This window comes from Neorhizobium sp. DAR64860/K0K1 (genome assembly GCF_050500205.1).
Lineage (GTDB): Bacteria > Pseudomonadota > Alphaproteobacteria > Rhizobiales > Rhizobiaceae > Neorhizobium > Neorhizobium soli.
The window spans coordinates 284,999-308,660 of record NZ_CP191458.1 but is presented as its reverse complement, the minus strand read 5'-3'; the positions used below and the strand labels follow the sequence as shown (position 1 = coordinate 308,660).

Annotated in this window: 23 protein-coding genes; 11 read left to right on the top strand and 12 right to left on the bottom strand. The window is 59.5% G+C overall.

Going from position 1 to position 23,662, the window contains the following annotated elements:
* Positions 1-20: 20 nt before the first annotated feature.
* The gene (locus tag ACQY1J_RS01385) at positions 21-782 is read right to left on the bottom strand and encodes an IclR family transcriptional regulator domain-containing protein (protein ID WP_430249818.1); all 762 of its coding nucleotides are present in this window, start codon (positions 780-782) and stop codon (positions 21-23) included.
* A 117-nt stretch (positions 783-899) separates the two neighbouring features.
* On the opposite strand from ACQY1J_RS01385, the gene ACQY1J_RS01380 reads away from it, so the two are divergent.
* The 4 genes from ACQY1J_RS01380 to ACQY1J_RS01365 all read left to right on the top strand — a co-directional run bounded on the left by ACQY1J_RS01380 (position 900) and on the right by ACQY1J_RS01365 (position 4,101).
* A complete protein-coding gene (locus ACQY1J_RS01380) occupies positions 900-1,622 on the top strand; it encodes a 3-oxoacid CoA-transferase subunit A (protein ID WP_113111465.1) in 723 nt (240 codons plus the stop codon).
* Entirely contained in the window at positions 1,619-2,323 is a 705-nt protein-coding gene (locus tag ACQY1J_RS01375; RefSeq protein WP_062578016.1) for a CoA transferase subunit B, read from the top strand. The genes ACQY1J_RS01380 and ACQY1J_RS01375 overlap by 4 nt, the downstream gene beginning before the upstream one ends.
* A gap of 10 nt (positions 2,324-2,333) precedes the next feature.
* Positions 2,334-3,539 (top strand): 3-oxoadipyl-CoA thiolase, encoded by a 1,206-nt coding sequence (gene pcaF / locus ACQY1J_RS01370; RefSeq protein ID WP_430249817.1) that lies wholly within the window; start codon positions 2,334-2,336, stop codon positions 3,537-3,539.
* Positions 3,540-3,678: 139 nt separating this feature from the next.
* The gene (locus ACQY1J_RS01365) at positions 3,679-4,101 is read left to right on the top strand and encodes a hypothetical protein (RefSeq protein WP_430249815.1); all 423 of its coding nucleotides are present in this window, start codon (positions 3,679-3,681) and stop codon (positions 4,099-4,101) included.
* Between the two features lie 95 nt (positions 4,102-4,196).
* Here ACQY1J_RS01365 and ACQY1J_RS01360 read toward each other — a convergent pair whose 3' ends face one another.
* Together ACQY1J_RS01360 and ACQY1J_RS01355 are read right to left on the bottom strand one after the other, a co-directional pair.
* On the bottom strand, positions 4,197-4,421 hold the full coding sequence (locus ACQY1J_RS01360; protein ID WP_062459699.1) for a hypothetical protein: 225 nt from the start codon (positions 4,419-4,421) through the stop codon (positions 4,197-4,199).
* 121 nt (positions 4,422-4,542) lie between these two features.
* Positions 4,543-4,752 carry a cold-shock protein gene (locus ACQY1J_RS01355; RefSeq protein WP_062459695.1) on the bottom strand — a complete coding sequence of 70 codons (210 nt, stop codon included), beginning with the start codon at positions 4,750-4,752 and terminating at the stop codon, positions 4,543-4,545.
* Between the two features lie 291 nt (positions 4,753-5,043).
* Here ACQY1J_RS01355 and ACQY1J_RS01350 point away from each other — a divergent pair, with 291 nt between their 5' ends.
* From ACQY1J_RS01350 to ACQY1J_RS01340, 3 genes are all read left to right on the top strand, one after another.
* Positions 5,044-5,907, top strand: coding sequence for an SDR family oxidoreductase (locus tag ACQY1J_RS01350; RefSeq protein WP_430249814.1), 864 nt, complete (start codon positions 5,044-5,046; stop codon positions 5,905-5,907).
* Positions 5,908-6,047: 140 nt separating this feature from the next.
* The gene (locus ACQY1J_RS01345) at positions 6,048-6,488 is read left to right on the top strand and encodes a hypothetical protein (RefSeq protein WP_062459686.1); all 441 of its coding nucleotides are present in this window, start codon (positions 6,048-6,050) and stop codon (positions 6,486-6,488) included.
* A gap of 150 nt (positions 6,489-6,638) precedes the next feature.
* A complete protein-coding gene (locus tag ACQY1J_RS01340) occupies positions 6,639-7,004 on the top strand; it encodes a response regulator (protein ID WP_430249812.1) in 366 nt (121 codons plus the stop codon).
* Between the two features lie 66 nt (positions 7,005-7,070).
* Here ACQY1J_RS01340 and recQ read toward each other — a convergent pair whose 3' ends face one another.
* Positions 7,071-8,930, bottom strand: a complete 1,860-nt coding sequence (recQ, locus tag ACQY1J_RS01335) for a DNA helicase RecQ (protein WP_430249810.1) — start codon at positions 8,928-8,930, stop codon at positions 7,071-7,073.
* A gap of 542 nt (positions 8,931-9,472) precedes the next feature.
* Here recQ and ACQY1J_RS01330 point away from each other — a divergent pair.
* Genes ACQY1J_RS01330 through ACQY1J_RS01315 form a run of 4 tightly spaced genes read left to right on the top strand, consistent with a single transcriptional unit; the run spans position 9,473 to position 15,380 of the window.
* Positions 9,473-10,672, top strand: a complete 1,200-nt coding sequence (locus tag ACQY1J_RS01330; RefSeq protein ID WP_113111471.1) for an efflux RND transporter periplasmic adaptor subunit — start codon at positions 9,473-9,475, stop codon at positions 10,670-10,672.
* Positions 10,669-13,833, top strand: a complete 3,165-nt coding sequence (locus ACQY1J_RS01325) for an efflux RND transporter permease subunit (RefSeq protein ID WP_430249808.1) — start codon at positions 10,669-10,671, stop codon at positions 13,831-13,833. Before ACQY1J_RS01330 ends, ACQY1J_RS01325 begins: the two co-directional genes overlap by 4 nt.
* Positions 13,834-13,891: 58 nt before the next feature.
* The gene (locus ACQY1J_RS01320; protein ID WP_430249806.1) at positions 13,892-14,434 is read left to right on the top strand and encodes a hydrolase; all 543 of its coding nucleotides are present in this window, start codon (positions 13,892-13,894) and stop codon (positions 14,432-14,434) included.
* Between the two features lie 55 nt (positions 14,435-14,489).
* Positions 14,490-15,380 carry a lytic transglycosylase domain-containing protein gene (locus tag ACQY1J_RS01315; RefSeq protein WP_430249993.1) on the top strand — a complete coding sequence of 297 codons (891 nt, stop codon included), beginning with the start codon at positions 14,490-14,492 and terminating at the stop codon, positions 15,378-15,380.
* 57 nt (positions 15,381-15,437) lie between these two features.
* Here ACQY1J_RS01315 and ACQY1J_RS01310 read toward each other — a convergent pair whose 3' ends face one another.
* The 8 genes from ACQY1J_RS01310 to ACQY1J_RS01275 all read right to left on the bottom strand — a co-directional run bounded on the left by ACQY1J_RS01310 (position 15,438) and on the right by ACQY1J_RS01275 (position 23,638).
* Positions 15,438-17,441: an acetyl-CoA carboxylase biotin carboxylase subunit gene (locus ACQY1J_RS01310; RefSeq protein WP_430249805.1), complete on the bottom strand. Its 2,004-nt coding sequence runs from the start codon at positions 17,439-17,441 to the stop codon at positions 15,438-15,440.
* 10 nt (positions 17,442-17,451) lie between these two features.
* On the bottom strand, positions 17,452-18,984 hold the full coding sequence (locus tag ACQY1J_RS01305) for an acyl-CoA carboxylase subunit beta (RefSeq protein WP_430249803.1): 1,533 nt from the start codon (positions 18,982-18,984) through the stop codon (positions 17,452-17,454).
* Positions 18,985-19,198: 214 nt separating this feature from the next.
* On the bottom strand, positions 19,199-20,092 hold the full coding sequence (locus ACQY1J_RS01300) for an NAD-dependent epimerase/dehydratase family protein (protein ID WP_430249801.1): 894 nt from the start codon (positions 20,090-20,092) through the stop codon (positions 19,199-19,201).
* Positions 20,093-20,187: 95 nt separating this feature from the next.
* Positions 20,188-20,397 (bottom strand): hypothetical protein, encoded by a 210-nt coding sequence (locus ACQY1J_RS01295; RefSeq protein ID WP_092663073.1) that lies wholly within the window; start codon positions 20,395-20,397, stop codon positions 20,188-20,190.
* On the bottom strand, positions 20,397-21,191 hold the full coding sequence (gene xth / locus ACQY1J_RS01290) for an exodeoxyribonuclease III (protein WP_062578035.1): 795 nt from the start codon (positions 21,189-21,191) through the stop codon (positions 20,397-20,399). The genes ACQY1J_RS01295 and xth overlap by 1 nt, the downstream gene beginning before the upstream one ends.
* A 174-nt stretch (positions 21,192-21,365) precedes the next feature.
* The gene (locus ACQY1J_RS01285; RefSeq protein ID WP_062459654.1) at positions 21,366-21,977 is read right to left on the bottom strand and encodes a general stress protein; all 612 of its coding nucleotides are present in this window, start codon (positions 21,975-21,977) and stop codon (positions 21,366-21,368) included.
* A 46-nt stretch (positions 21,978-22,023) separates the two neighbouring features.
* A complete protein-coding gene (locus ACQY1J_RS01280) occupies positions 22,024-22,338 on the bottom strand; it encodes a hypothetical protein (protein WP_062459650.1) in 315 nt (104 codons plus the stop codon).
* Between the two features lie 148 nt (positions 22,339-22,486).
* Positions 22,487-23,638 (bottom strand): mandelate racemase/muconate lactonizing enzyme family protein, encoded by a 1,152-nt coding sequence (locus tag ACQY1J_RS01275; RefSeq protein ID WP_430249800.1) that lies wholly within the window; start codon positions 23,636-23,638, stop codon positions 22,487-22,489.
* Positions 23,639-23,662: the final 24 nt, after the last annotated feature.

Genomic DNA, 23,662 nt, shown 5'->3' with positions numbered 1-23,662 from the left:
GACTGTCATATCCTGCAATTTCAGCTGGATATGCCTGTCAGTTCCTTCTGAACTTTAAGCAGTGACGGAATATAACGGTCAGCGACAGCCTGCATCGGCTCTTCCGATGCGGCGAGCCCGATATTCAATGCGGCGACAACCTGGCCGCGGGGGCCGAATAGCGGGACGGCCAGAGAGCGGAGGCCGATTTCGACCTCCTGATCGATGCAGGCATAGCCGCGATCACGGATGCGGAGCAGTTCGCCCTTGAGTGTTTCGATGTCGGTCACGGTCTTTGCGGTCCTCGCCACGAGCGGCTTTGATGAAAGAAGATCTTCTGCCTGCTCGACAGGAAGTGCTGCCAGCATCACCCGCCCCATAGAGGTGCAGTAGGCTGGAAGGCGTGAGCCCGGCATCAGCGAAATCGACATGACCCTGCGCTGCGCGGCCCGCGCGACGTAGACGATGTCACTCGCATCAAGAATGGAAACGGATGTGCTTTGGCCTGTCTGTTCGGACAGGTCATCGAGCCAAGGCTGCACGATCTTCGGAAGTGGCATCGCTGCCAGGCATCCCGTTCCCAGTCGCAAGACGCGGGGCGTGACGGTGAAGAATTTTCCGTCATAGGCACAATAGCCGAGTTCGGAGAGCGTCAGGAGGCATCGTCTCACCGTCGCGCGATCATAACCGGTGAGCTGTGAGGCTTCGGCGATGCTGAGACGCGGTCGCTCGGCAGAGAAGGCTTCTATGACCTTGAGGCCCTTTGCCAGCCCGCCCATCATGTCTCTCGTCTTGACGTCCAACAGAGCCTCGTTTTGTGCGATAATCGTACAAAGAGACGATATCGCACAAATGGTTTGCCGTCCATCCTTATGGGATTTAGTTGTTTCTGCAGCGGGAGCGGTTTGCGGAGGATACTGATGGATAAAACAATTCGGACTTTGGCTGATGCCGTGTCCAAGATCACCGACGGTGCAACGGTGATGATCGGTGGCTTCGGAGGCTCCGGTGCGCCGATCGAACTCATCCACGCGCTGATCGACAATGGTCCTAAAAACCTGACCGTGATCAATAACAACGCCGGGAACGGACGCATCGGTATTGCGGCGATGATCGATGCGGGCATGATCGCGAAGATGATCTGCTCCTTCCCTCGCTCGTCCGATCCGCGCGCCTTCACCGATACTTATCTGGCCGGAAAGATCGAGTTGGAACTCGTCCCCCAGGGCACGCTTGCCGAGCGGATCCGCGCAGGTGGCGCCGGCATACCGGCCTTCTACACGCCGACGGGTTATGGAACGGAACTCGCCGAGGGCAAACCAGTCGCCGAGTTCGATGGACGACATTATGTGCAGGAGCGCTGGCTCAAGGCCGACTTTGCCATCGTCAAGGCGCATCTGGGCGACACCCATGGCAACCTCACCTATCGCAAGGCCGGCCGGAACTTCAATCCTCTGATGTGCATGGCGGCGACCACGACCATCGCCCAGGTCTCGCAGATCGTTGAACCCGGCGACATCGACCCCGAACACGTGATCACGCCCGGCATCTTTGTCGATGCGGTGGTCGAGGTTTCAAACCCTCAGCAAGAAGAAGAACTCATCCGGGCCGGAGTGGCCTATGCCGGAGGAATGAGCGCATGAGCGGCGAAACTCAGACACTGGACACCCGCGAAGACATCAAACTGTCGAACACGCAGATCGCTTGGCGTGCCGCGCAGGATATCGAAGATGGCGCCTATATCAATCTCGGGATCGGTTTTCCGGAAATGGTCGCCCGCTATCAGCCGCCCGGCAGACAGGCGATCTTCCATACGGAAAACGGCATCCTCGATTTCGGCGAGCCTCCGGCAGCCGGTGAGGAAGACTGGGATCTGATCAACGCGGGCAAAAAGGCCGTCACGGTCAAGCCCGGCGCGGCTTTCTTTCATCACGCGGACAGCTTCGCCATGGTGCGGGGCGGCCATCTCGACGTTGCAATCCTCGGCGCCTATCAGGTGGCGGAAAATGGCGATCTCGCCAACTGGCGCGTCGGCTCCAAAGGCGTGCCGGCGGTCGGCGGCGCGATGGATCTGGTGCATGGTGCCAAGCAGGTTTTCGTCATCACCGAGCATGTGACGAAGGACGGCAAGCCGAAACTTGTCTCCAAATGCACATTTCCCCTGACTGGCGTCGGCTGCATCACGAGGGTCTATACGAGCCATGCGGTGATCGATATCGCGGACGGCCGTTTTGTCCTGCGTGAAAAGCTCGCCGCAATGACCATCGAGGAATTGCAGGCGATGACCGGCGCGCAGCTCCATGTGGACGGCGCTGTTGCCGATCTTGTCGTACCGGCGCTTTGAGGAGAGATCGATGACCGAAGCATTTATCTGCGATTATATCCGTACCCCGATCGGTCGTTTCGGCGGCGCGCTGTCATCGGTCCGTGCGGACGATCTGGGCGCTGTACCTCTTAGGGCACTGATGGAGCGAAACGCTGCCGTCGACTGGGAAGCGGTCGGCGACGTGGTCTTTGGCTGCGCCAACCAGGCGGGCGAAGATAACCGGAATGTCGCGCGCATGTCGCTGCTGCTTGCCGGCCTGCCTGTTTCCGTATCCGGCACGACGATCAACCGTCTCTGCGGATCGGGCATGGATGCCGTGATCACCGCTGCCCGCGCCATCAAGGCCGGCGAAGCCGACATTATGATTGCCGGTGGCGTCGAAAGCATGAGCCGTGCGCCATTTGTGATGCCGAAGGCCGAGACCGCGTTTTCGCGCAACGCCGAGATCTATGACACCACCATTGGGTGGCGTTTTGTCAATCCGCTGATGAAAAAGCAGTATGGCGTCGATTCCATGCCGGAAACCGGCGACAACGTCGCGATCGATTATCACGTCTCTCGCGAAGATCAGGACGCTTTTGCACTGCGCAGCCAGGAGAAAGCCTCGGCAGCTCAGCAGAACGGCCGTCTAGCGCGCGAAATCACACCCGTCAGCGTCCCGCAACGCAAGGGCGATAGCATCATTGTCGACAAGGACGAGCATCCCCGTACGACAAGCCTGGAGGCATTGGCCAAGCTCAGGCCGGTGAACAAGATCGAAGGCGGCACGGTCACGGCCGGCAACGCATCCGGCGTCAATGACGGGGCAGCGGCCCTCATCATCGCCTCGCAGGAGGCGGCCCGGAAATATGGCCTGACGCCGATTGCACGCGTCCTCGGCGGCGCTGCGGCTGGTGTTCCGCCACGGGTGATGGGCATCGGGCCTGCGCCAGCGACGCAGAAACTTTGTGCACGCCTCGGCCTGTCGCCGCAGGACTTCGGGATTGTCGAGCTGAACGAAGCCTTCGCCTCTCAGGGCATCGCCGTTTTGCGCGAGCTCGGAATCCCAGATGATGCAGAGCATGTTAACGCGAATGGCGGCGCCATCGCGCTGGGTCATCCGCTCGGCATGTCCGGAGCACGCATTGCCGGAACCGCGGCACTGGAGCTGTCGCTGGGGAGTACGCGATACGCGCTTGCCACGATGTGCATCGGCGTTGGCCAGGGGATAGCTCTGGCTTTGGAACGAGTTTAGGGGGATTGCAGCCGGAGCTCGAAGACAATTCGACGCCTCCGGCAACCATTGGCGGCGGTGACTGTTGATAAGCGAGGCGCACGGCAAGAACACAAGCCGGATAGCGTCTCCCCCTCGAAAACTCGTAAGGATCGGCAGCATGAACGAACCGCAGGAGTTTGCGCACAGCACCAATGGAGATCGGTGGTTTATCGAACCTGATCCCGACAACCATCGCGCAACCGTCACGCACCGTGGCAACTTGCCGTCCGGTGGCCACGAAACGCGGATTCCAGTGGACGTGTTCTTAAGTCAACACCCACGTGGCCCCGAGCACGACGCGCTTGAGCGGATGCTATCTGCACTTCCCGTTAGAAACTCCACGATTGAGACTGGGACTGCGTCCGGCCTGTCGATGCTGGCCCATCAGTATCTGCGTCTCGGTGGCCGTCGCAGCGCTACGCGTGCATGGGGAACCGATACCAAAGAAGCTGAAGATTTCTGGAACGAGAATATCGCTGTGCTCGACACCGTGGGAAGGCGTGAAGTCGAGACGTATCTGCCCACGATCGGAGGTCCGTGATCTCTGGTCGACTATAGCGGTAGTCGGAGCCACGGGCATGAAACAAGATCGGCCGCGCAGGCTGCGGGCCGAGTTCATTCGAAGTCGGGCTGGTGTCAGGCCTTCTTGGCGCGTTTGGCAATCAGGGCAGCAGTCGCCGAGGCGCGGTCTTCAATTTCTTTTGCAAGGCGCGCAGCCTTGAGCCGAGCCGTCTTTGAGTCACGTTCGGCGACGTGTGCGTTTAATTCTGCGACCGCTTCGACGCGGGAGAAAAACTGGGTCTGGGTCTGAGCAAATGCGGCTTCCGCACGCTCGCGCGACTTCGACATTGTTTCCGTCATTTCTTATCCAATCCTGGCGGTAGACGCCAAATAAGAAGGCCGAGCACGTATGCTCGGCCCTCACCAACTGCTACTTCGACAGTGCCAGTACATCCGTGGTCAAAGCGAAGCAAAAATCGAATTAAGCAGCCTGAAGGTTGCAGGCCGACATCTTGCCCGACTTTGCGTCGCGCTCAAGTTCGTAGCCCAGCTTCTGGCCTTCAACGATTTCGCGCATTCCGGCGCGCTCGACTGCGGAGATGTGAACGAACGCATCAGCGCCGCCATCGTCAGGCTGAATGAAGCCGAAGCCCTTAGTGGAATTAAACCATTTTACTGTGCCGGTGGTCATAGTGAACCCTTTCAAAGCATAGAGAAGATATCTGCAAAACGAGATCTTGCAGAAGGTGATAGCGATTTGTTTTGAAGAGGAAGTTCGCTCAGGCGCTTCGTTCGAAGCGCAATAACCAAAGATCAGCAAGCAAAATATCGATAAACCACAAATAGCGGCTACGCTCCCGAAAGTCAACTTTTAGTTTCCCCGGCCCGAGTGGAGCGCTTTCGAAGAGGCTGAGCGAGCGACAACGGAACCGATTGTGGATCAGCTTGTTTCTGCTCAGAACGCTAGACTGGAGATCAAACCATGCAAGAAACACGTCGCCCGACACCTCCCCATCCCGCCCAGCATCAGGATCCGCCAGGCCAGACCGCATTGATGGATCCGGCGCCGGATCATGGCGAACACTCCTACAAGGGCAATGGTCGTCTTGAGGGCAAGGTCGCGCTGATCACCGGAGCCGATTCAGGCATCGGCAAAGCTGTGGCGATCGCATTCGCCCGCGAAGGCGCGGATATCCTCATTTCGTACCTCAGTGAACACGAAGACGCTGAAGACACGGCGAAGTGGGTGCGCGAAGCAGGCCGCAAGGCAGTGGTCGTTCCCGGAGACATCAAGTCGGAGGAGCATTGCAACGCGCTCGTGAAGCGCACGGCCGATGAGCTCGGAAAAATTGACATCCTCGTCAACAATGCCGCCTTCCAGCGCACCTATGCCACCATTACCGATATCACTGCGGAAGAGTGGGACGAGACGTTCCGGACCAACATCTACGCACCATTCTACCTATCGAAGGCGGCTGTCCCTCTGATGAAGCCGGGTAGCTCGATCATCAACACGACGTCGATCCAGTCGCGTCAACCTTCGCCACAGCTTCTCGCCTACGCCTCGACCAAGGGTGCCATCTCCAACTTCACGGCTGGTCTTGCCGAAATGGTGGCAGAACATGGGATCCGGGTGAATGCCGTCGCGCCGGGCCCGATCTGGACGCCTCTCATTCCCTCGACCATGCCGGCTGAAAAGGCGGCGAAGTTCGGCGAGCAGACCTTGCTCGGTCGTGCGGGCCAGCCAGCCGAATTGGCAGGTGCCTATGTTCTCTTGGCGTCCGACCTTGGCAGCTACATGACTGGCGCCGTCATTCCGGTGACCGGCGGCGAGATCATGATCTGATCCGTTCATTGTCGTTCGGTTTCGGGAAGGCTCGCTCCTCTCCCGAAACCGCTCTCGAAGAGCGAGTTTCGGTACCCATAGAAACACGAGCCGGATCAGAGGATGTCTCGATCCCCAAACAAACAAGCAAGGAAAACCCAATGGCCGATCATTCCCAGTCGCCTGCTGCCGCTTCTCTTCTTCGCGAACAGGCAGCACAACGCGCCCGCACTCCAGACGAAGTCCTGCAACAGGGCCTCGAGGAGACCTTCCCGGGTTCCGATCCTGTTTCATCTTCGTCCACTGCCACAGGCTTTGGCGGCCCGAGCACGAGTTCAGACGAACCGCTTGTCGATGAAGCGCTGGCATCGGTCCACGACCGCGACAACTCGGCAACTGCCAAAGCACGAGATACGCTGACAGCCCTGCGCGCCGAGCTCGAAAGTTTGAAGGACAGAGCCGTAGAGCCGGCAACCTACCGCGAGTACGCGAACGAACCCCGCCTTATTGTGGACGACATCAAGCGCGGTATCCAAAGATCTCCAATCGGAGCCGTTGGGCTTGCGGCGGCTATCGGATTTCTGTGGGGCATCACGCGATAGCCACGTTCAACCATAAGTATTTGTGACGAAAACTGGAACACCCTGCATTTCCGCCCGTTCGTTCACTAAGAGATTACGCAAAAGTGTTCATGAACGGAGAATGGAAATGGCTTTCAATGTTCTGATTGTCGAAGATCAGCCAATTATTGCATGGGTCTGGAAGACGCTGTCGAAGCGTTGGGGCACCATTCGATTGGCGTGGCGAGAAACAGAGCGGAAGCCACGTTGCTTGCTGCCACGGCGGATATGGCATTGGTCGATGTCAACCTCGATGACGGTCCAACCGGGCCGGGCATCGGGCGCGACCTCGCAATCGCCGACATCACCGTCTTGTTCATGACGAGCGATCCGGGCGCGCTGGGGGCGGGCGTGAAGGGAACGCTTGGCGTGATGGAGAAGCCGATCCTCGATCTCGAGGTCGTGAAAGCAATCCAGTACGTAGCGGACAGACGCGCCGGGATCGAGGGCACGTGCCCGCCGGACCGCCTCAGAACGTTTCCCGTCACAAAGCAGTAAGGACCGGCGTCGTCCCGATATAGTGTCGGGGCGACCATTAGCCGCTCGCAGCGCGTCGTCTATCAATTATCCGTCGTGTGCCCGAATAATATGGAGGAACGCGTCGCCATAGCGCTCAAGTTTCGCTTGCCCGACGCCGGATACACCAAGGAGCGCGTCGTGGGTTGTCGGCCGCTGCGTTGCAAACGCGATCAGCGTCGCATCGGCGAATACGACGTAGGGAGGGATCGCCAGATCCTTCGCAATCGTCATTCTCATCTTGCGCAATGCCTCAAACAAGACCGCGTCGGTTTCTCCCAACTGCGACCTTGGGTTTTTCGAGCCTGCCGTTTGCCCTCGTGGCGTCTTGCGGCCGGTCACCGGGTCCTTGCGGAAACGGACGGTCCGCTCGTGGCGGAAGACATCGCGTGCCGAAGGCTCCAGTTTCAAAGCTCCGAAAGCCTGGTGATCGACGCGCACCAGGCCTGCGGCAAGAAGCTGGCGATAGACAGACTGCCACGTCTTTTGTGCCAGATCCTTTCCCGCACCGAAGACCGGCATGTCCACATGGCCAAAGCGACGTGTCTTTTCGTTGTCATTGCCGAGCAGGACATCGATCAAATGGCCGGTACCGAACCGTTCCTCTGTTCGATACACAGCAGCGAGCGCCTTGATGGCGGCCTCGGTTCCGTCCCAGGTGTCCACGGGCTTGATGCAGGTATCGCAGTTTCCGCAATGCCCCGCATGCTTTTCTCCAAAATGTGCGAGGATCGCCTGTCGTCGGCAGCCGGCCGTCTCGCAGATAGCAAGCAACGCATTGAGCTTGGCGCGCTCGACCCGCTTGACGTCGTCGCCGGACGTGCCGTTGTCGATCATCCTGCCGCGCTGAATGACGTCGGCCATCCCGTAGGCCATCCAAACTTCGGACGGCAGACCGTCACGACCGGCACGGCCCGTCTCCTGATAATAGGCTTCGACTGAGCTCGGCAAATCCAGGTGCGCGACGTAGCGTACATCGGGTTTGTCGATGCCCATCCCGAAGGCAACGGTCGCGACGAGGCAGAGGTCTTCCTCTTTCAAGAAGGCGTCCTGATTGGCATCGCGAACCTCCCGGTCCATACCCGCATGGTAGGGCAACGCGCGGATGCCTTGCGCACTTAGCCACTCCGCAATTTCCTCGACCTTCGCGCGCGACAGGCAGTAGACGATACCGCTCGATCCCTTGTGATTCTCCAGGAAGCGCAGCAACTGCTGGCGCGGCTGATCCCGCTCGACGATCTCGTAGGCAATATTGGGGCGATCGAACGATGCGGTGAAGACCCGGGCATTGCGCAGGGTGAGCCTGTCGATGAGATCTTCCCGCGTATGCGGGTCGGCGGTCGCGGTCAGCGCCATACGCGGCACGCCCGGGTAAAGGTCGGCGAGTTCACCGAGCTGCCGATACTCCGGGCGAAAATCATGCCCCCATTGCGAGACGCAATGCGCTTCATCGATTGCAAACAGCGCGACCTTGGCGTCTCCGATCAACTCACGAAACCCTGACGTCACGATCCTCTCGGGGGTCACGTACAGCATGTCGAGCCTGCCGGCCGCCAGCGCGCGTTTGACCTCGCCGAACGTTTCCCGCGGCATGGAGGAATTGATCGAGGCGGCGCGGACGCCAATCTGCTTCAACGCTTCGACCTGATCGCGCATCAGCGCAATCAGCGGCGAAACAACGATGCCGACGCCGTCGCGGCAGAGAGCCGGGATCTGAAAGCACAGAGATTTTCCTGCGCCTGTCGGAAACAGCACAACCGCGTCTCCGCCCGAAACAACATGGCGAACGACAGCCTCCTGGTCGCCGCGAAAGGAAGGGTAGCCGTAAACCTTCTGCAAAACCCCGACCGGATCCGCCTGCACACCGCTTTTGCGTTCACCATCTTCGCTGGTTGATTTCGCTTGCATGAGCTCGTTCCGCCTCCATCCTTGCTCGCGAGCCATCTCACACGGCACGACCTTTGCAAAGCCCGCCGACGCAGATATCGCCACTATCCATCAAGCGGTTCGTGCCCGAATGACATTGAGGCACGAAACAAATGACCTGATAGAAAATATCAATCGACACACCCCTAGATTTAAGGGGGCAGCGGGATCGCGACCACGTTGCAAAATTAGCAAACGATAATATTAGATACCGATAATTTGAACACTTTAGGAACATTCTAAAAACCTGTCGGCACCGTTCAAAACGGATTGCCAGACGGTCATAGAGAATATCTATCATATTCTGGTCGAAGCAGTCACCATACAGCTACTCTGAAACTGTTTGCAGAAACTGCGGACAGGCCAGCTCTCATCGGCCAGCTTTCTCAGGCCTCTCGGACGCAAAATGTTCGGCTCGCGATTGCATCGCAACATCGTGATGAAACACCACCGTACGATTTGCCGCCTTCCGCGTTACCTGCCGAGCAACTCATCTCGGCAGCGACGGAACAGGCCAAATTACGATGATCCCCACACAGTTCTCCTACCCGAAGAAGGGGTTGCTGCCGCGGCTCGCAGCCATCGGCTGTGCCGTTGCGCTTGCCGGCTGCAATCTGCAGGCCGAGGAGGAAGCAAAGCCACCGCGCCAGCCAACGGAAGTTGGGATTGTGACGGCGATGACAGAAGACGTGCCGCTCGTGAACGAGCTTGCAGGTCGCACCTCCCCGTTCGAGACTTCTGAGGTCAGGCCCCAGGTGTCAGGGATCATCGAGGCTCGCTCGTTTACCGAAGGTGCTTTCGTCAAGAAGGGAGACACGCTCTACCAGATCGATGCAAGCCTGTTCGAAGCCTCGGTTGCGGAGGCACGCGCCAATCTCGAAAGTGCCAAGGCCGGCGAAGACAACGCGCGGATCGAATTCGAACGTTTAAAGCCCCTGGCGCAAAAGGGAGCGGTTAGCGAGCAGGCGTTTACGGATGCCACTGCAGCGCTCCGGTCTGCCACTGCGGCCGTCGCACAGAACAATGCGAAGCTCCAGACCGCGGAGATCAACCTGCGCTACAGCAAGGTGACCGCGCCGATCAGCGGCAGGATCGGCCGTTCGCTGGTGACGACAGGTGCGCTCGTATCGGCTCAGCAGACGCAGGCCTTGGCGACCATCCAGCGCCTCGACCCAATCTTCGTCGATATTCAGCAATCCTCGACCGCGCTTCTGAAGCTGCGAGATGCGATGGCCTCGAGCGAATTGTCCAAGGACACGGCCGAGGTGCGTTTGAAACTGGAAGACGGGCAGGAATATCCGCTTCCGGGCAAACTCCAGTTTACCGATGTCACCGTCAATCCGTCGACCGGGTCTGTCACACTTCGCGCCGAGTTTCCGAACCCCGACGCCATCCTCCTGCCAGGCATGTATGTCCGCGCAGTTCTCTCACAGACTCAGGCGAAGGATGCGATCCTCGTGCCGCAGCAGAGCGTGACGAGGAGCCCGACGGGAGAGGCAAGCGCGCTCGTGGTCGGCGAGGGAGATACCGTCCAGCGGCGTGCGCTCCAGGTCGCTCAGGCTGTCGGCAATCGCTGGCTTGTGACCGAAGGCCTTGCTCCCGGAGACCGGGTCATCGTTGAAGGCGTCTCCAAGGTCAAACCCGACGACAAGGTCAAGATTGTCGACGTGGGTAAGAAGCAGACCGCAGAAGCAACAGAGAACAAGGCGGTCCCCGCGCTATGATCAGCCGTATCTTTGTCGATCGTCCAATCTTTGCCTGGGTGATCGCGATCGTGATCATGTTGGGTGGTATCGGCTCCATCCTGACGCTTCCGGTCGAGCAGTATCCGGATATCGCGCCGCCGCAGGTGAACATCCGCGCCAATTACACTGGGGCTTCTGCTGCAACGCTTGAAACCAGCGTGACACAGGTGATCGAGCAGCAGCTTACCGGCATCGACGGCCTCATCTACTTCACGTCGACCTCCAGCGCCGAAGGCCAGGTCACGATCGCGGTGACATTCGACAAGGGTACCGATCCTGATATCGCGCAGGTTCAGGTTCAGAACAGAGTGCAGCAGGCTCTCTCTCGCCTGCCCCAGCAGGTGCAGCAGCAAGGTCTCACCGTTACGAAGTCTAACAGTGACTTTTTGCTTGTCGCCGCAGTTTACGACGAAACCGATAAGGCGAAGGATTCCGACATTTCGGACTACATTGCCGCCAATCTCCAGGAGCGGATCGGTCGCCTTCCCGGTGTCGGCGATACCAACCTTTTCGGCTCGCAATACGCGATGCGCATCTGGCTCGACCCGGGTCGTTTGTTTTCATACGGGATGATGCCGTCGGACGTCATCACCGCGATCGAGGCGCAGAATACGCAGGTTGCGGCCGGCCAGATCGGCGCCCAACCCTCCCCCGACACGCAGATGCTGAATGCGATCGTGACCGCCCGTTCGCGCCTGACGACACCGGAGGAGTTCCAGCGGATCGTCATCCGCACGGACGAAAGCGGCGCACGTGTCACCTTGGCGGATGTCGCCCGCGTCGAACTCGGACAGGAAAGCTATACGCGCTTCACCCGTTTCAACCGTCATCCGGCATCCGGCATCGCCGTTCAGCTTGCCCCCGGCGCGGACGCGCTTGAAACGGCCGAGCTGGTGAAAGCGGCTATCGATGGCGAAGCGGCAAACATGCCGGATGGCTACCGCGTCACCTACCCTCGTGACTCCACCGAGTTCATCCGGCTTTCGATCGAGGAAGTGGTGAAGACACTGATCGAGGCGATTGTTCTCGTCGTCATCGTCATGTTCGTCTTCCTGCGCAGCTGGCGCGCGACGCTTATTCCAGCACTTGCCGTCCCGGTCGTCGTGCTCGGCACGTTCGGCGTGCTCGCACTGTTCGGATATTCGATCAACACGCTCACCCTATTCGGACTGGTCCTTTCGATCGGTCTTCTGGTCGATGACGCGATCGTCGTCGTCGAGAATGTCGAACGAGTCATGGAGGAGGAGCCGGACTTAAGCCCCCGAGACGCGACGCTTCGCTCGATGGGTGAAATCCAGACGGCGTTGATTGCGATCGCGCTGGTCCTGTCGGCGGTGTTTGTTCCGATGGCATTCTTCGGCGGCTCAACCGGGGTCATTTACCGGCAGTTCTCGGTTACTGTTATCTCCGCAATGGTTCTGTCGGTCGTGGTGGCGCTGGTGCTGACTCCGGCCCTGACCGCAACGCTGATGAAACCACGCGGCAAAGAGGATGCGCCAAAGCGAACTGGCGGCCTGATCCGGCGGTTTGGGACGATGTTCGACCGCGGTTACGGCTGGGTTCAAAAGACATATCTCGCGGCCGTCACGATCGCCATCCGCAGGATCTGGCTTTCGATCATCGCCTTTTGTGCGCTGGTCGGCGCCGTCGTGTTTCTCTTCCTCCAACTTCCCGGAGGCTTTCTCCCGGTCGAGGATCAGGGTTACGGCGTGGTTCAGTACACCCTTCCTCCCGGCGCAACCCGTGTTCGCACGGTCGAGACGGCAGCCGCGATCGAAGACCACTTCCTCGGACCGGAACAGGCGAATATTGCTGGCCTGTTTACGATTTCGGGTTTCCGTTTCAGCGGTTCCGGCCAGAACGTCGGTCAGGGTTTTGTGCAGTTCAAGCCATGGGACGAACGAGTGGGCGAAGAGAACGCGGCCGCCTCGATTGTGGCGCGTGCCACAGCCGCGCTCGGGCGCTCCTTGCGCGACGCCCAGTTCTTTGCGCTGACACCGCCATCGGTGCAGGGACTGGGTCAGTCCAACGGCTTCACCATGCAGCTTTTGAACAATGGCGATCTCAGCCTGACGGAATTCAAGCAGCGGCGCGATCAGCTTCTCGCTGCGGCGACTGCGGATCCGACACTTGCGCGCGTACGTCCGAGCGGACTTGAAGACGTCCCGACGTTACAGATCGACATAGACGACGAAAAGGTCGGCGCACTCGGGATCCAGCAGTCCGATGTCGATGCAACCCTGAGCGCAGCCTGGGGTGGCGTGTATGTCAACGATTTTGTGGACCGTGGGCGCGTGAAGCGGGTCTACGTCCAGGGTGACGCCGCCCACCGCGGCGCTGTCGAGGATCTCGATGGCTGGTATGTGCGCACGGCAAGCGGCGAAATGGCACCTTTCTCTTCGTTTGCCAAGACGAGCTGGTCCCAGGCGCCGACAACGCTGACGCGGTTCAACGGGTTGCAGTCTTACGAAATCCAGGGACAAGCGGGACCGGGCCTAAGCTCCGGTCAGGCAATGGACCGTATGACGGAACTGGCCGCGGAACTGCCGGGGACGTCGGTGGCCTGGAGCAGTCTCTCGTACCAGGAAAGACTGTCCGCCGGACAAGCGCCCATCCTGTACGGGCTGTCGCTTCTCGTCATCTTCTTATGCCTTGCAGCACTTTACGAAAGCTGGTCGATCCCGTTCTCGGTCATGCTCATCATCCCGCTTGGCATCATCGGAGCGGTCTGTGCTGTCACGTTGCGCGGACTGGAGAACGACGTTTACTTCCAGATCGGCCTTCTGACCACGATGGGCCTTTCTGCAAAGAATGCGATTCTGATCGTCGAGTTCGCGGAACAGGCGGAACGGTCCGGCAAGAGCGCTTACGATTCGGCCATGGAAGCCGCCCGCCTGCGGCTAAGACCGATCCTGATGACCAGTCTTGCCTTCATCTTCGGCGTTTTGCCGCTTGCAATTTCGTCCGGCGCGGGTGCACAGAGCCGCATCGCGATCGGTACGGCGGTCATCGGCGGCATGATCACGGCGACGATCCTTGCAACGCTTTACGTCCCGCTGTTTTTCGTGCTCGTACGGCGCATCTTCAGCGGTCGCAAAGCTAAGGCAGAAAATCTGGAGGCCAAGACAGAGACCGCATAGCACCAGCATGTCCGTTATAGATGCGGCTGTCCTTCTCGCGCGGTCCGGTTAAAACCACATGATCTACTTCACAAGCGACACCCATTTTGCCGATACTCGCGTGTTGCGCATCGACCGGCGACCGTTCCCGGACATGGTCGCGCACGACGAGGCACTCATTCAATACTGGAATGATATAGTCGGCGCTGACGACGATGTCTGGCATCTCGGCGATTTCATGTCGGTACGCGGTGGCGATTGCGATGGGCTACTGGCGAAGCTCAACGGCCGCAAACACCTGATCATCGGCAATAACGACCCGGAGACCACGACGTCGGCCGGTGGCTGGACGTCCGTGCAGCACTATCATGAGCTTCATATCGACGATGTCCATCTGATCCTCTGCCACTACGCGTTTCGCACCTGGAACAAGATGGGCAAGAAATCGATCAACCTCCACGGCCACTCGCATGGCCGGCTCAAACCGCTGCCACGGCAGTTTGACGTTGGCGTCGATGCGCAGGGGCTTCGGCCGGTAACGCTGGAGGATGTCGTCAAGAAGAAGGCAGCGCCAAAGGTCGCCTCTGTCGTGACACAGGGCGGCGGATATGCAAACGGATAGAAGAGAGCGGTTTTTGTTGAAAAGGGAATTCCAACTTCTGGGCGCTGGCGCTTTGATGGTCGCGGCTGCCTTTGCCGAACCCGTCGCTGCCGAGACCGCACCTCCGGAACCAACCAAAGAGACGGAGTGCCTCTACGAGCGGCGCGACGGCGACGAAGCGCTCTGCATCGCCAAGGAGACGTTCAACGTCGATCTCTGTCACGCAATCGAACATTTTGCCACAGAACAGAAGATCCCGCCCGCCTTTTTCGCCCGCCTGATATGGCGCGAGAGCCTTTTTCGGCCTGAAGCAGTCAGCCCGAAAGGCGCGCAGGGCATCGCGCAATTCATGCCGGATACGGCCCGTCTACGCGGTTTGAACAACAGCTTCAACGTTCTCGAAGCGCTTGATGCCTCCGCGACATATCTCGCTGAAATGAGAGGTAAGTTCGGCAATTTCGGTCTCTCGGCGGCCGCATACAATGCCGGCGAAGCAAGGCTGCAGAGGTTTCTCACCTCGGGAAGCCTGCCGATGGAGACGCGGGACTACGTCTTCGCCATCACAGGCTATCCCGCGGAAGTCTGGAGAGACAATGCTCCGGCGGTTGCCGCACCCGATCTGGACCCTCAAAAACCGTTTAAGGACGCCTGCGTCGCGCTGGCGGACACTCGGCGCATCAACGATCCGGTTCTCGGTGCGTCAGCCGACTGGGCGCCGTGGGGTGTCCAGCTCGCCGCGCACTATAACCCTGGCGTTGCCGGCCGGCTGTTTGCGGCCTCGGCTGCGAAACTGCCCTCGCCGCTTAATGCCGAACGCGCACTTATCGTGCGCCAGCGCGGCGGAAATTTTGGTCGTCGTCCGCGCTACGCAGCCCGCATCGGTGAGGAAAGCCGGGCCGCTGCAGTCAAGCTTTGCAATGAAATCAAAGCCCACGGCGTTTCCTGCACGGTTCTCAAGAACCGCTGAACCGTGGACCCTGTGTGTGGGCGTCGATACCGTTTCCTGAGAAATCGTCGGCGGGCCTTACTCGAATTCCATGATCAGTTCATCAACCGCAAGGCTCTGGCCGGGCAATGCTGTCACCCGCTTCACCACGCCACGACGTTCCGCCTTCAGGACATTTTCCATCTTCATCGCCTCGACAGTCGCCAGCGTCTGACCTGCTTCCACCTGATCGCCCACGCCGACCGTGACCGAGGTGATGACGCCGGGCATCGGGCAAAGCAGCATTCGCGACATATCCGGCGGGACCTTGACCGGCATCAGGCGTGCAAGCTGCGCAACACGCGGTGAACGCACCCGCGCCCTGACATCCATACCTCGCCAACGTAGCCGGATGGCCGATCCGATCAGATCGATTTTCACTTCGGCAACTCTGTCACCGATGGTAAAACTGGCAAGTCGCTTGCCGGGCAGCCAGTCCGAAGAAATCGCGAAGCGACTGCCATCTGCAAATACGACGGCGCTTTCTGCCGATCCGGTCTCGATCGTGACCGTTTCCTCAGCGTCTGCCAGCGCCACGATCCAGTCCTTTGCCGTCACGCGGCCAGCGGTCGCAAGCGTTCCTGAGATCTGCAGCGCCCGTTGCCTGATCATCTGATGCGCAAACGCCGCGATCGCTGCCAGCGTCCGCAACGCATCCGCATCGGGTTGCACACCGGAAAAGCCATCGGGAAACTCCTCGGCGATATAGGCCGTCGTCAAGTTGCCGGAGCGGAAACGCTCCTGGCTCATGACCGCCGAGAGGAAGGGTAGGTTGTGGCCGATGCCCTCGACCTCAAAACCGTCGAGCGCAGTCGCCATCGCATCGATCGCAGCCGTCCTGTCTTTTGCCCAGGTGCAGAGCTTGGCGACCATCGGGTCGTAGTACATCGAAATCTCGCCACCCTCGAAGACGCCGGTATCGTTGCGCACGATCGTGCCATCTTGCTTGACGCCCTCGACCGGTGGACGGTAGCGGCTGAGCCTGCCGATCGACGGCAGGAAATTGCGATAGGGATCTTCGGCATAGAGCCGGCTTTCGATCGCCCAGCCCTCGAGCTTCACGTCATCCTGTCTGAAAGCCAGCTTTTCGCCAGCCGCGATCCGGATCATCTGTTCGACGAGATCGACGCCGGTAATTAGCTCCGTCACGGGATGCTCGACCTGCAGCCGGGTGTTCATTTCGAGGAAGTAGAAATTCCTGTTGCCGTCGACGATGAATTCGACTGTTCCTGCGGAGAAATAACCAACGGCCTTTGCGAGCAAGACGGCCTGCTCGCCCATCGCTTTCCGGGTCTGCTCATCGAGGAAGGGAGACGGCGCTTCCTCGATAACCTTCTGGTTTCGCCTCTGGATCGAGCATTCGCGCTCCCCGAGATAGAGCGTGGTCCCGTGCTGGTCGCCGAGTACCTGGATCTCGATGTGACGCGGTTGCGTCACGAATTTTTCGATGAAGATGCGATCGTCGCCAAAGGAAGACTTCGCCTCGTTTTTGGATGACTGGAAACCTTCCCGGGCCTCGGCATCGTTCCAGGCGATCCGCATGCCCTTGCCGCCACCGCCGGCAGACGCCTTGATCATGACCGGATAGCCGATCGAGGAGGAAATCTTTACGGCCTCATCGGCATCCGCAATGAGATCCATGTGACCCGGCACGGTCGAAACGCCCGCTTCGGCGGCGATCTTCTTGGACGTGATCTTGTCGCCCATCGCTTCGATCGCCCTGACCGGCGGACCGATGAAGATGATGCCGGCTTTCTCGAGCGCTGCTGCGAACAGGGCGTTTTCCGACAGAAACCCGTATCCAGGGTGGACGGCATCTGCGCCTGTTTTCGCGACGGCATCGAGAATACGGTCGATGACGATATAGGACTGGTCGGAAGGTGCTGGACCGATATGAACCGCCTCATCCGCCATCCTCACATGCAGCGCATCACGATCAGCGTCCGAGTAGACGGCGACGGTTGCGATACCCATCCGCTTGGCGGTCCGGATGACCCGGCAGGCAATTTCGCCGCGATTGGCGATCAGGATTTTCTTGATCATGCTTGGAGCCTCACAGCGGGATTGTGTCGTGCTTTTTCCAATGGGTCTGCACCTGCTTGTCGCGCAACGAGGCAAATGCCCTTGCGATACGACGGCGCGACGAATGCGGCATGATCACATCGTCGATAAAGCCACGCTCTGCCGCGATAAACGGGTTGGCGAACCGCTCCTCGTATTCCCGGGTGCGGGCTGCGATCTTGTCCGGATCGTCAAGCTCCGACCTATACAGGATCTCGGTCGCACCTTTAGCGCCCATAACGGCGATTTCAGCCGTCGGCCAGGCATAGTTGATATCGGCGCCGATATGCTTGGACGCCATCACGTCATACGCGCCCCCATATGCCTTGCGGGTTATCAGCGTCACCATCGGCACGGTGGCCTGCGAATAGGCAAACAGCAGCTTTGCGCCGTGCTTGATGACGCCGCCATATTCCTGCGCCGTGCCCGGAAGGAAGCCCGGCACATCGACCAGCGTCAGCAGCGGAATGGAAAACGCATCGCAGAACCGCACGAACCGCGCTGCCTTGCGCGACGAGTTGATATCGAGGCAGCCGGCCAGCACCATCGGCTGGTTGGCAACGATGCCGATCGTCTGGCCTTCCATGCGAATGAAACCGGTGATGATGTTTTTCGCAAAGGCTTCCTGGATCTCGAAGAAGTCGCCTTCATCGGCAAGTGCGGTGATAAGCTCCTTCATGTCGTAGGGCTTGGCCGCGCTATCCGGGATCAGTGTGTCCAGGCGCATCTCCAACCGCGACGGATCGTCATGAACGGGTCGAACCGGTGGCTTCTGGCGATTGTTGAGAGGCAGAAAGTCGAACAGCTGTCTGACCGCTTCCAGCGCTTCCACGTCGTTTTCGAATGCGGCATCCGCGACCGAGGATTTCTGGGTATGGGTCGTGGCGCCCCCCAGTTCTTCGGCGCTCACAATCTCGTTCGTCACGGTCTTCACCACGTCCGGGCCCGTCACGAACATATAGGACGTGTCACGCACCATGAAGATGAAGTCGGTCATGGCAGGCGAATAGACGGCGCCGCCGGCGCATGGTCCCATGATCACCGAGATCTGCGGGATGACGCCGGAAACCTCGGCATTGCGTCGAAACACCTCCGCATAGCCGCCCAAGGACGCAACACCTTCCTGAATGCGAGCCCCGCCGGAATCGTTGAGGCCTATGACGGGCGCCCCGACCTTCACCGCCATATCCATGATCTTGCAGATCTTCTGGGCATGGGTTTCGGACAGAGACCCGCCGAGCACTGTGAAATCCTGGCTGAAGACATAGACCTGGCGCCCGTTGATGGTGCCCCAGCCGGTCACGACACCGTCGCCGGCCACCTTCTGTGTCTCCATGCCGAAATCCGTGCAGCGATGGGTGACATACATGTCGAACTCCTCGAAGGAGCCCTCGTCCAGCAGGACCTCTAGCCGCTCGCGCGCCGTCAGCTTGCCCTTCGCGTGCTGGGCGTCGATCCGTCTTTGGCCCCCTCCGAGACGCGCCTCAGCCCTGCGTTGTTCCAGCTGTTCGATTATCTGCAGCATGCGTTGTCGTCTCCCATCCCCTCGTCCCCGTGCCCCAGCTAAGGCTGATGCGACAGCGGCGCGCCTTATGCCTTCGCGATCAAAGATGAAGCTGCGGCTTCGTCTAGAACTATTGCTAACCGCTTGCCGGAGATGACGCCAGCCCCTCCGATAGGCTGACTTCCGCATCCATTTCAAGTTCCCCCGCCCTCGCGGAAGCGGACAATCTGGCAGCTCAGCGAAGCATATATCGCCGCCAGGGATGCTCTTCGCGGAAGCCTAAAACTTCGCGGGCCTTGCGGTTCGAGAGCGGCGCTTCATCCCGACCCATCTCGCGCCAGACCGGCGTATCCGGACAATATTTGGCGAGGAATTCGGCGGTTGGCAGCTCGGCGGTGATCGTGTCGTTGACTGCGTTGAAGACCTGATAGCCAAGCCCGCCTTTCTCCAGGCAGAGATGGACGATCTGACCAAGGTCGCGCGCGTCGATGTAGCTCCACGCATTGCGTTTTCGCGACATCGGCTGTTCAAGGAAATCTGCGAAATTGTCGTATTCGTCAGGCTCGATCACGTTTCCGATGCGCAGAGCATAGACGTCGGCTCCGTAGCGCATGGCAAAGGCGCGAGCGGTTTTTTCGTTGACGACTTTCGACAATCCGTAGCTGTCCATCGGATCGCTGTCGTAATCTTCTTCCAGCGGAAACGCGTGGAAATTCTTGTCACCTTCGGCAAAGCAGACGCCGTAGGTCGTCTCGCTTGAAGCAATCACGACTTTGCGTACGCCGAGCTTCATGGCGGCTTCCAGCACGTTATAGGTGCCCATGACATTGGCTTCGAATGTTTTGTTATCAGGCTCGATCAGCACGCGTGGAACCGCTGCGAAATGGACGACCGCATCGGGTGCCGATGGCGGTGCGCCGTCTTCGAAGCCGGAGAACCCGAAATGCGTCGTCAACGCATTGAAGACCTGGCCGCTGTCGGTGATATCCGTGATCAGCGTATTCACGCCGGGCATATCGAGCGGTTTCAGATCGACATTCAGGACCGAGTATCCCTTCGCGAGAAGATACGATACCGCATGCTTGCCGGCTTTTCCGGTGCCGCCAGTGAAAACGATCCACTTTGTCATGTTTCTGTTCCCTTCCCATATGTGAGCCATAACCGCCATGCCGGGCGGTCATGGTAGTCCGCGGCGTCGTGATCGTCACGCCCCTCGCCGCAGCGTTACGTCGCAGCCGGCCAATCGTTGGCGGGTTCCTCGACAACAGCCTTGTCGCTGGCGCGATCAGGCTCATCGGTTTTCGGAAGCCGCAGATCGACCCCTGTCTTTGCTATGACATCGAGCACATCGCTCTGGGATGCTCCAGCTGCAACGTATTCGTCGACGAGTGCCTCAACCTTCTGGCGAAGTTCGTTTGTCCAATGGCCTTCCATCACTCAGCTCCTTTTTTAAGATCGTCTAACAACTCTATCCATACAGGTGCATGGTCGCTCGTGTGGGCCCAGCCCCGAACATGCGTGTCGACCTCGGCTCGCGAGAGGTCGTCTGCGAGACCTGGGCTCAACAGGAAATGGTCGAGGCGAAGTCCTGCGTTTCGCCCATACGCATTCCGGATGTAGTCCCAGAAGGTGTAGATGCGCTCGTCGGCATGTAACCTGCGAATGGCATCCGTCCAGCCCTGCGCGAGAAGCTCCCTGAATTCATCGCGAACTTCGGCCCGGAACAACGCATCATCTGTCCATCGCTCAGGCTTATAGACGTCGAGTTCGGTCGGTATGATGTTGTAATCACCCGCGATGACGACCGGAACGTCTAATTCTATCAGCTCGGCGGCATAGTCCTGCAGTCGCGAAAGCCACGCGAGCTTGTAATCGAATTTCGGGCCGGGTGAAGGATTACCATTCGGAAGATAGACGTTGCCGACGAGGATACCGTTCACAAGGGCTTCGATATATCGGCTTTGGACATCGTCAGGATCGCCAGGGAGGCCCTTTCGAGTCAGCAGCGGCTCTTCGCCGCGCGCTAGAATCGCCACGCCATTCCAGGATTTCTGCCCGTGCCACACGGCGCCGTAACCGGCTGCTTCAATGGCTTTGATTGGAAACTTTTGATCAGGCGCTTTGAGCTCCTGCAGACACACGACATCAGGCTGCGATTCCTCCAGCCACTGGAGGAGGATATCGATCCGCCCGTTGATGCCGTTGACGTTGTAGCTGGCTATTTTCACGCGAATTGTACCCGAGTGCGACTATCGAGTTCGCGGCCCAGCCTAAATTTGCGGTGCTGCGTGTTGGTTTTGACAAAGCACAAGTTGACAGATCGATGCCGCCTTGCGCAGTCGCCGGCAATTGCCCGGCATAAAGAAAGGGCGGCCATGAAGACCGCCCTTTCAGAATATGGATCAGATCGGAGTGTTGGTGCGGTAGCGACCGCGCTCGGCGTCGATCTGGTCCTGTGTGTAAGGATCAGCCTTGTCGTCGAACTGCGACCAGCCATCATTGGTGTATGCTGTGCGACGCTCGTTGAGATCGACAGAACGCGAACGGGTCAGGATCGCTTCAGAAGCCACTGCCTTGTCGTCATCGACCTTGGCGACGACCAGCGAACCGCCGCGGCGTACGCCTTCGGCATAAAGGTGGGCGTCCTTCTCCGACACACCGGATTCGATCATTGCACCGACGATACCGCCTGCTGCGCCACCGGCCACTGCGCCAGCGACAGCACCGGCTGCCGTTGCTGCAAGCCAGCCAGCTGCTACAACCGGGCCAACGCCTGGAATTGCGAGCATTCCGAGACCGGCCAGAAGACCGCCGGCGCCACCAGCGACGGCACCGATGCCAGCGCCTGTGCCCGCGCCTTCAGCAGCGTTGCTGCCCTGGCCTTCGATATCTTCTTTGCCGTTCTTGTGCGACACGATGCTGATGTCGTCGGATGACACGCCAGCGTCTTCGAGAGCCTTCACCGCGGCGCGGGCGTCATCGTAGCTGTCGTAAAGTCCAGTAATTGTACGCATGGGAATTTCCTCTTCGTGTTCGTTATTGTTGTTGGGACGATCAGGATTACTTCGCCATCACCACATTGCCCTGGAAGTCCAGCGCCACGTTGCCGTGCTTGCCGTCCTTGGTACCCATGGCGCGCCAGATGCCCTGGTCGTCCAGCTTGAGACCGGAGACTTCCGCGTAACCGGCTTCTTCGATTCTCGATTTTGCCTGCGCCTCTGTGAAGCTGTTCTTGCCAGCAACCGGTGCGGCCGGATTGGTTTCGCCGGAGGTGCTCACCGCTGGTGTCGTCTCGGTCGTCTTAGGCTCTGTCTGAGCCAGAACGGCGGATGCCGAAAGAAGGACTGCAGCGAGGCCAAAGCTAAGTTTTTTCATGGTGTTCCTCCAAGTTCTGCATTCACTTTCGAATGCGCGGAGGACAACCCGCGGAGCCGGATTTTGTTCCGTTGAGATTAGGCACGGCGGATCAAGCAAGGACGCGCATCCGCGTTCACCCACGATACGAACACGGTTGGCCCCGCTCTCACCAGTTGGTGAAAGAGCCGTCATCGCGGCGCAGGTGCGGCGGCTCGCTGTATTCGAAGCTCGACGCCTGTAGAAGCGATTCATTGACCTCGACACCGAGACCCGGCTCGTCCGGCGCGCGGTAAAAGGCTCCGTCCATCCCGATCTGTTTCGGGTAGGTTGCGGGGTCACCGAAACCCAGCTGCTCTGTCGGTGAGTTGCGGCATTCCAGCCAAGCGAAGTTGGCGACGGCTGCGGCAAGGTGGACGGAGGCCGCCGTGCATACGGCGCCAAGCGGCGCATGCGGCATGAGGTCGACGTAATGCGCCTCGCACCAACCGGCAATCTTCATCGCTTCGGTGAAACCGCCGACATTGCAGATGTCGATGCGGCAGAACTGCAGGAGGTCACGTTCGACATAGGGAAGGAATTGCCATTTCGACGAAAACTCCTCGCCGATAGCAAACGGTATCTCCGTCATTCTGCGCAGTGCTTCGTAGGCACCGGGCGTCTCGTCGCGGATCGGTTCCTCGATGAAATCCAGAGTGCCCCGCGGCAGCTTTTGACAAAACGAGGCGGCCTCGGCGACGCTGAGGCGATGATGGTACTCGACGCCGAGCGTTATCTCATGGCCCACGGCCTCGCGCACGCGGGTGACCCATTCGGCTGTCGTCGCGATCGACTCGCGTGGTTCGAAACGATCGCTGTTTTCCTGGCCGGTGGCGATCATCCGGATGCACCGCCATCCCCGGGCCTTCAGGAGCAGCGCCTGCTCGACCATGTCAGGTCCCGGTTCGGCAGAGGTTGTCGCGAAGGCCGGCACTAGCTCACGCTGCCGGCCTCCGAGGAGTTGGTAGACGGGCACGCCGAGCGCCTTGCCCTTGATGTCGTGAAAGGCGATATCGAGGGCAGAGATCGCTGCCGTCAGCACCCGGCCGCCCTCAAAATACTGGCTTCGATACATCTCCTGCCACAGGGCGCCGCACTGCATCGGATCCCGGCCGATCAGAAACCGGCTGTAGTGGTCGATCGCCCCGAGAACCGCCTTCTCTCGATATGACAGGCCCGACTCGCCCCAACCATAAATCCCCTCCTCCGTTTCCACCTTGAGAAGCAGTTGGTTGCGGACACCGAGTTTGGTGACATAGGGCTTTATCGCGGAGATTTTCATGAGAGCCGAGCCATGCTTGTCGGA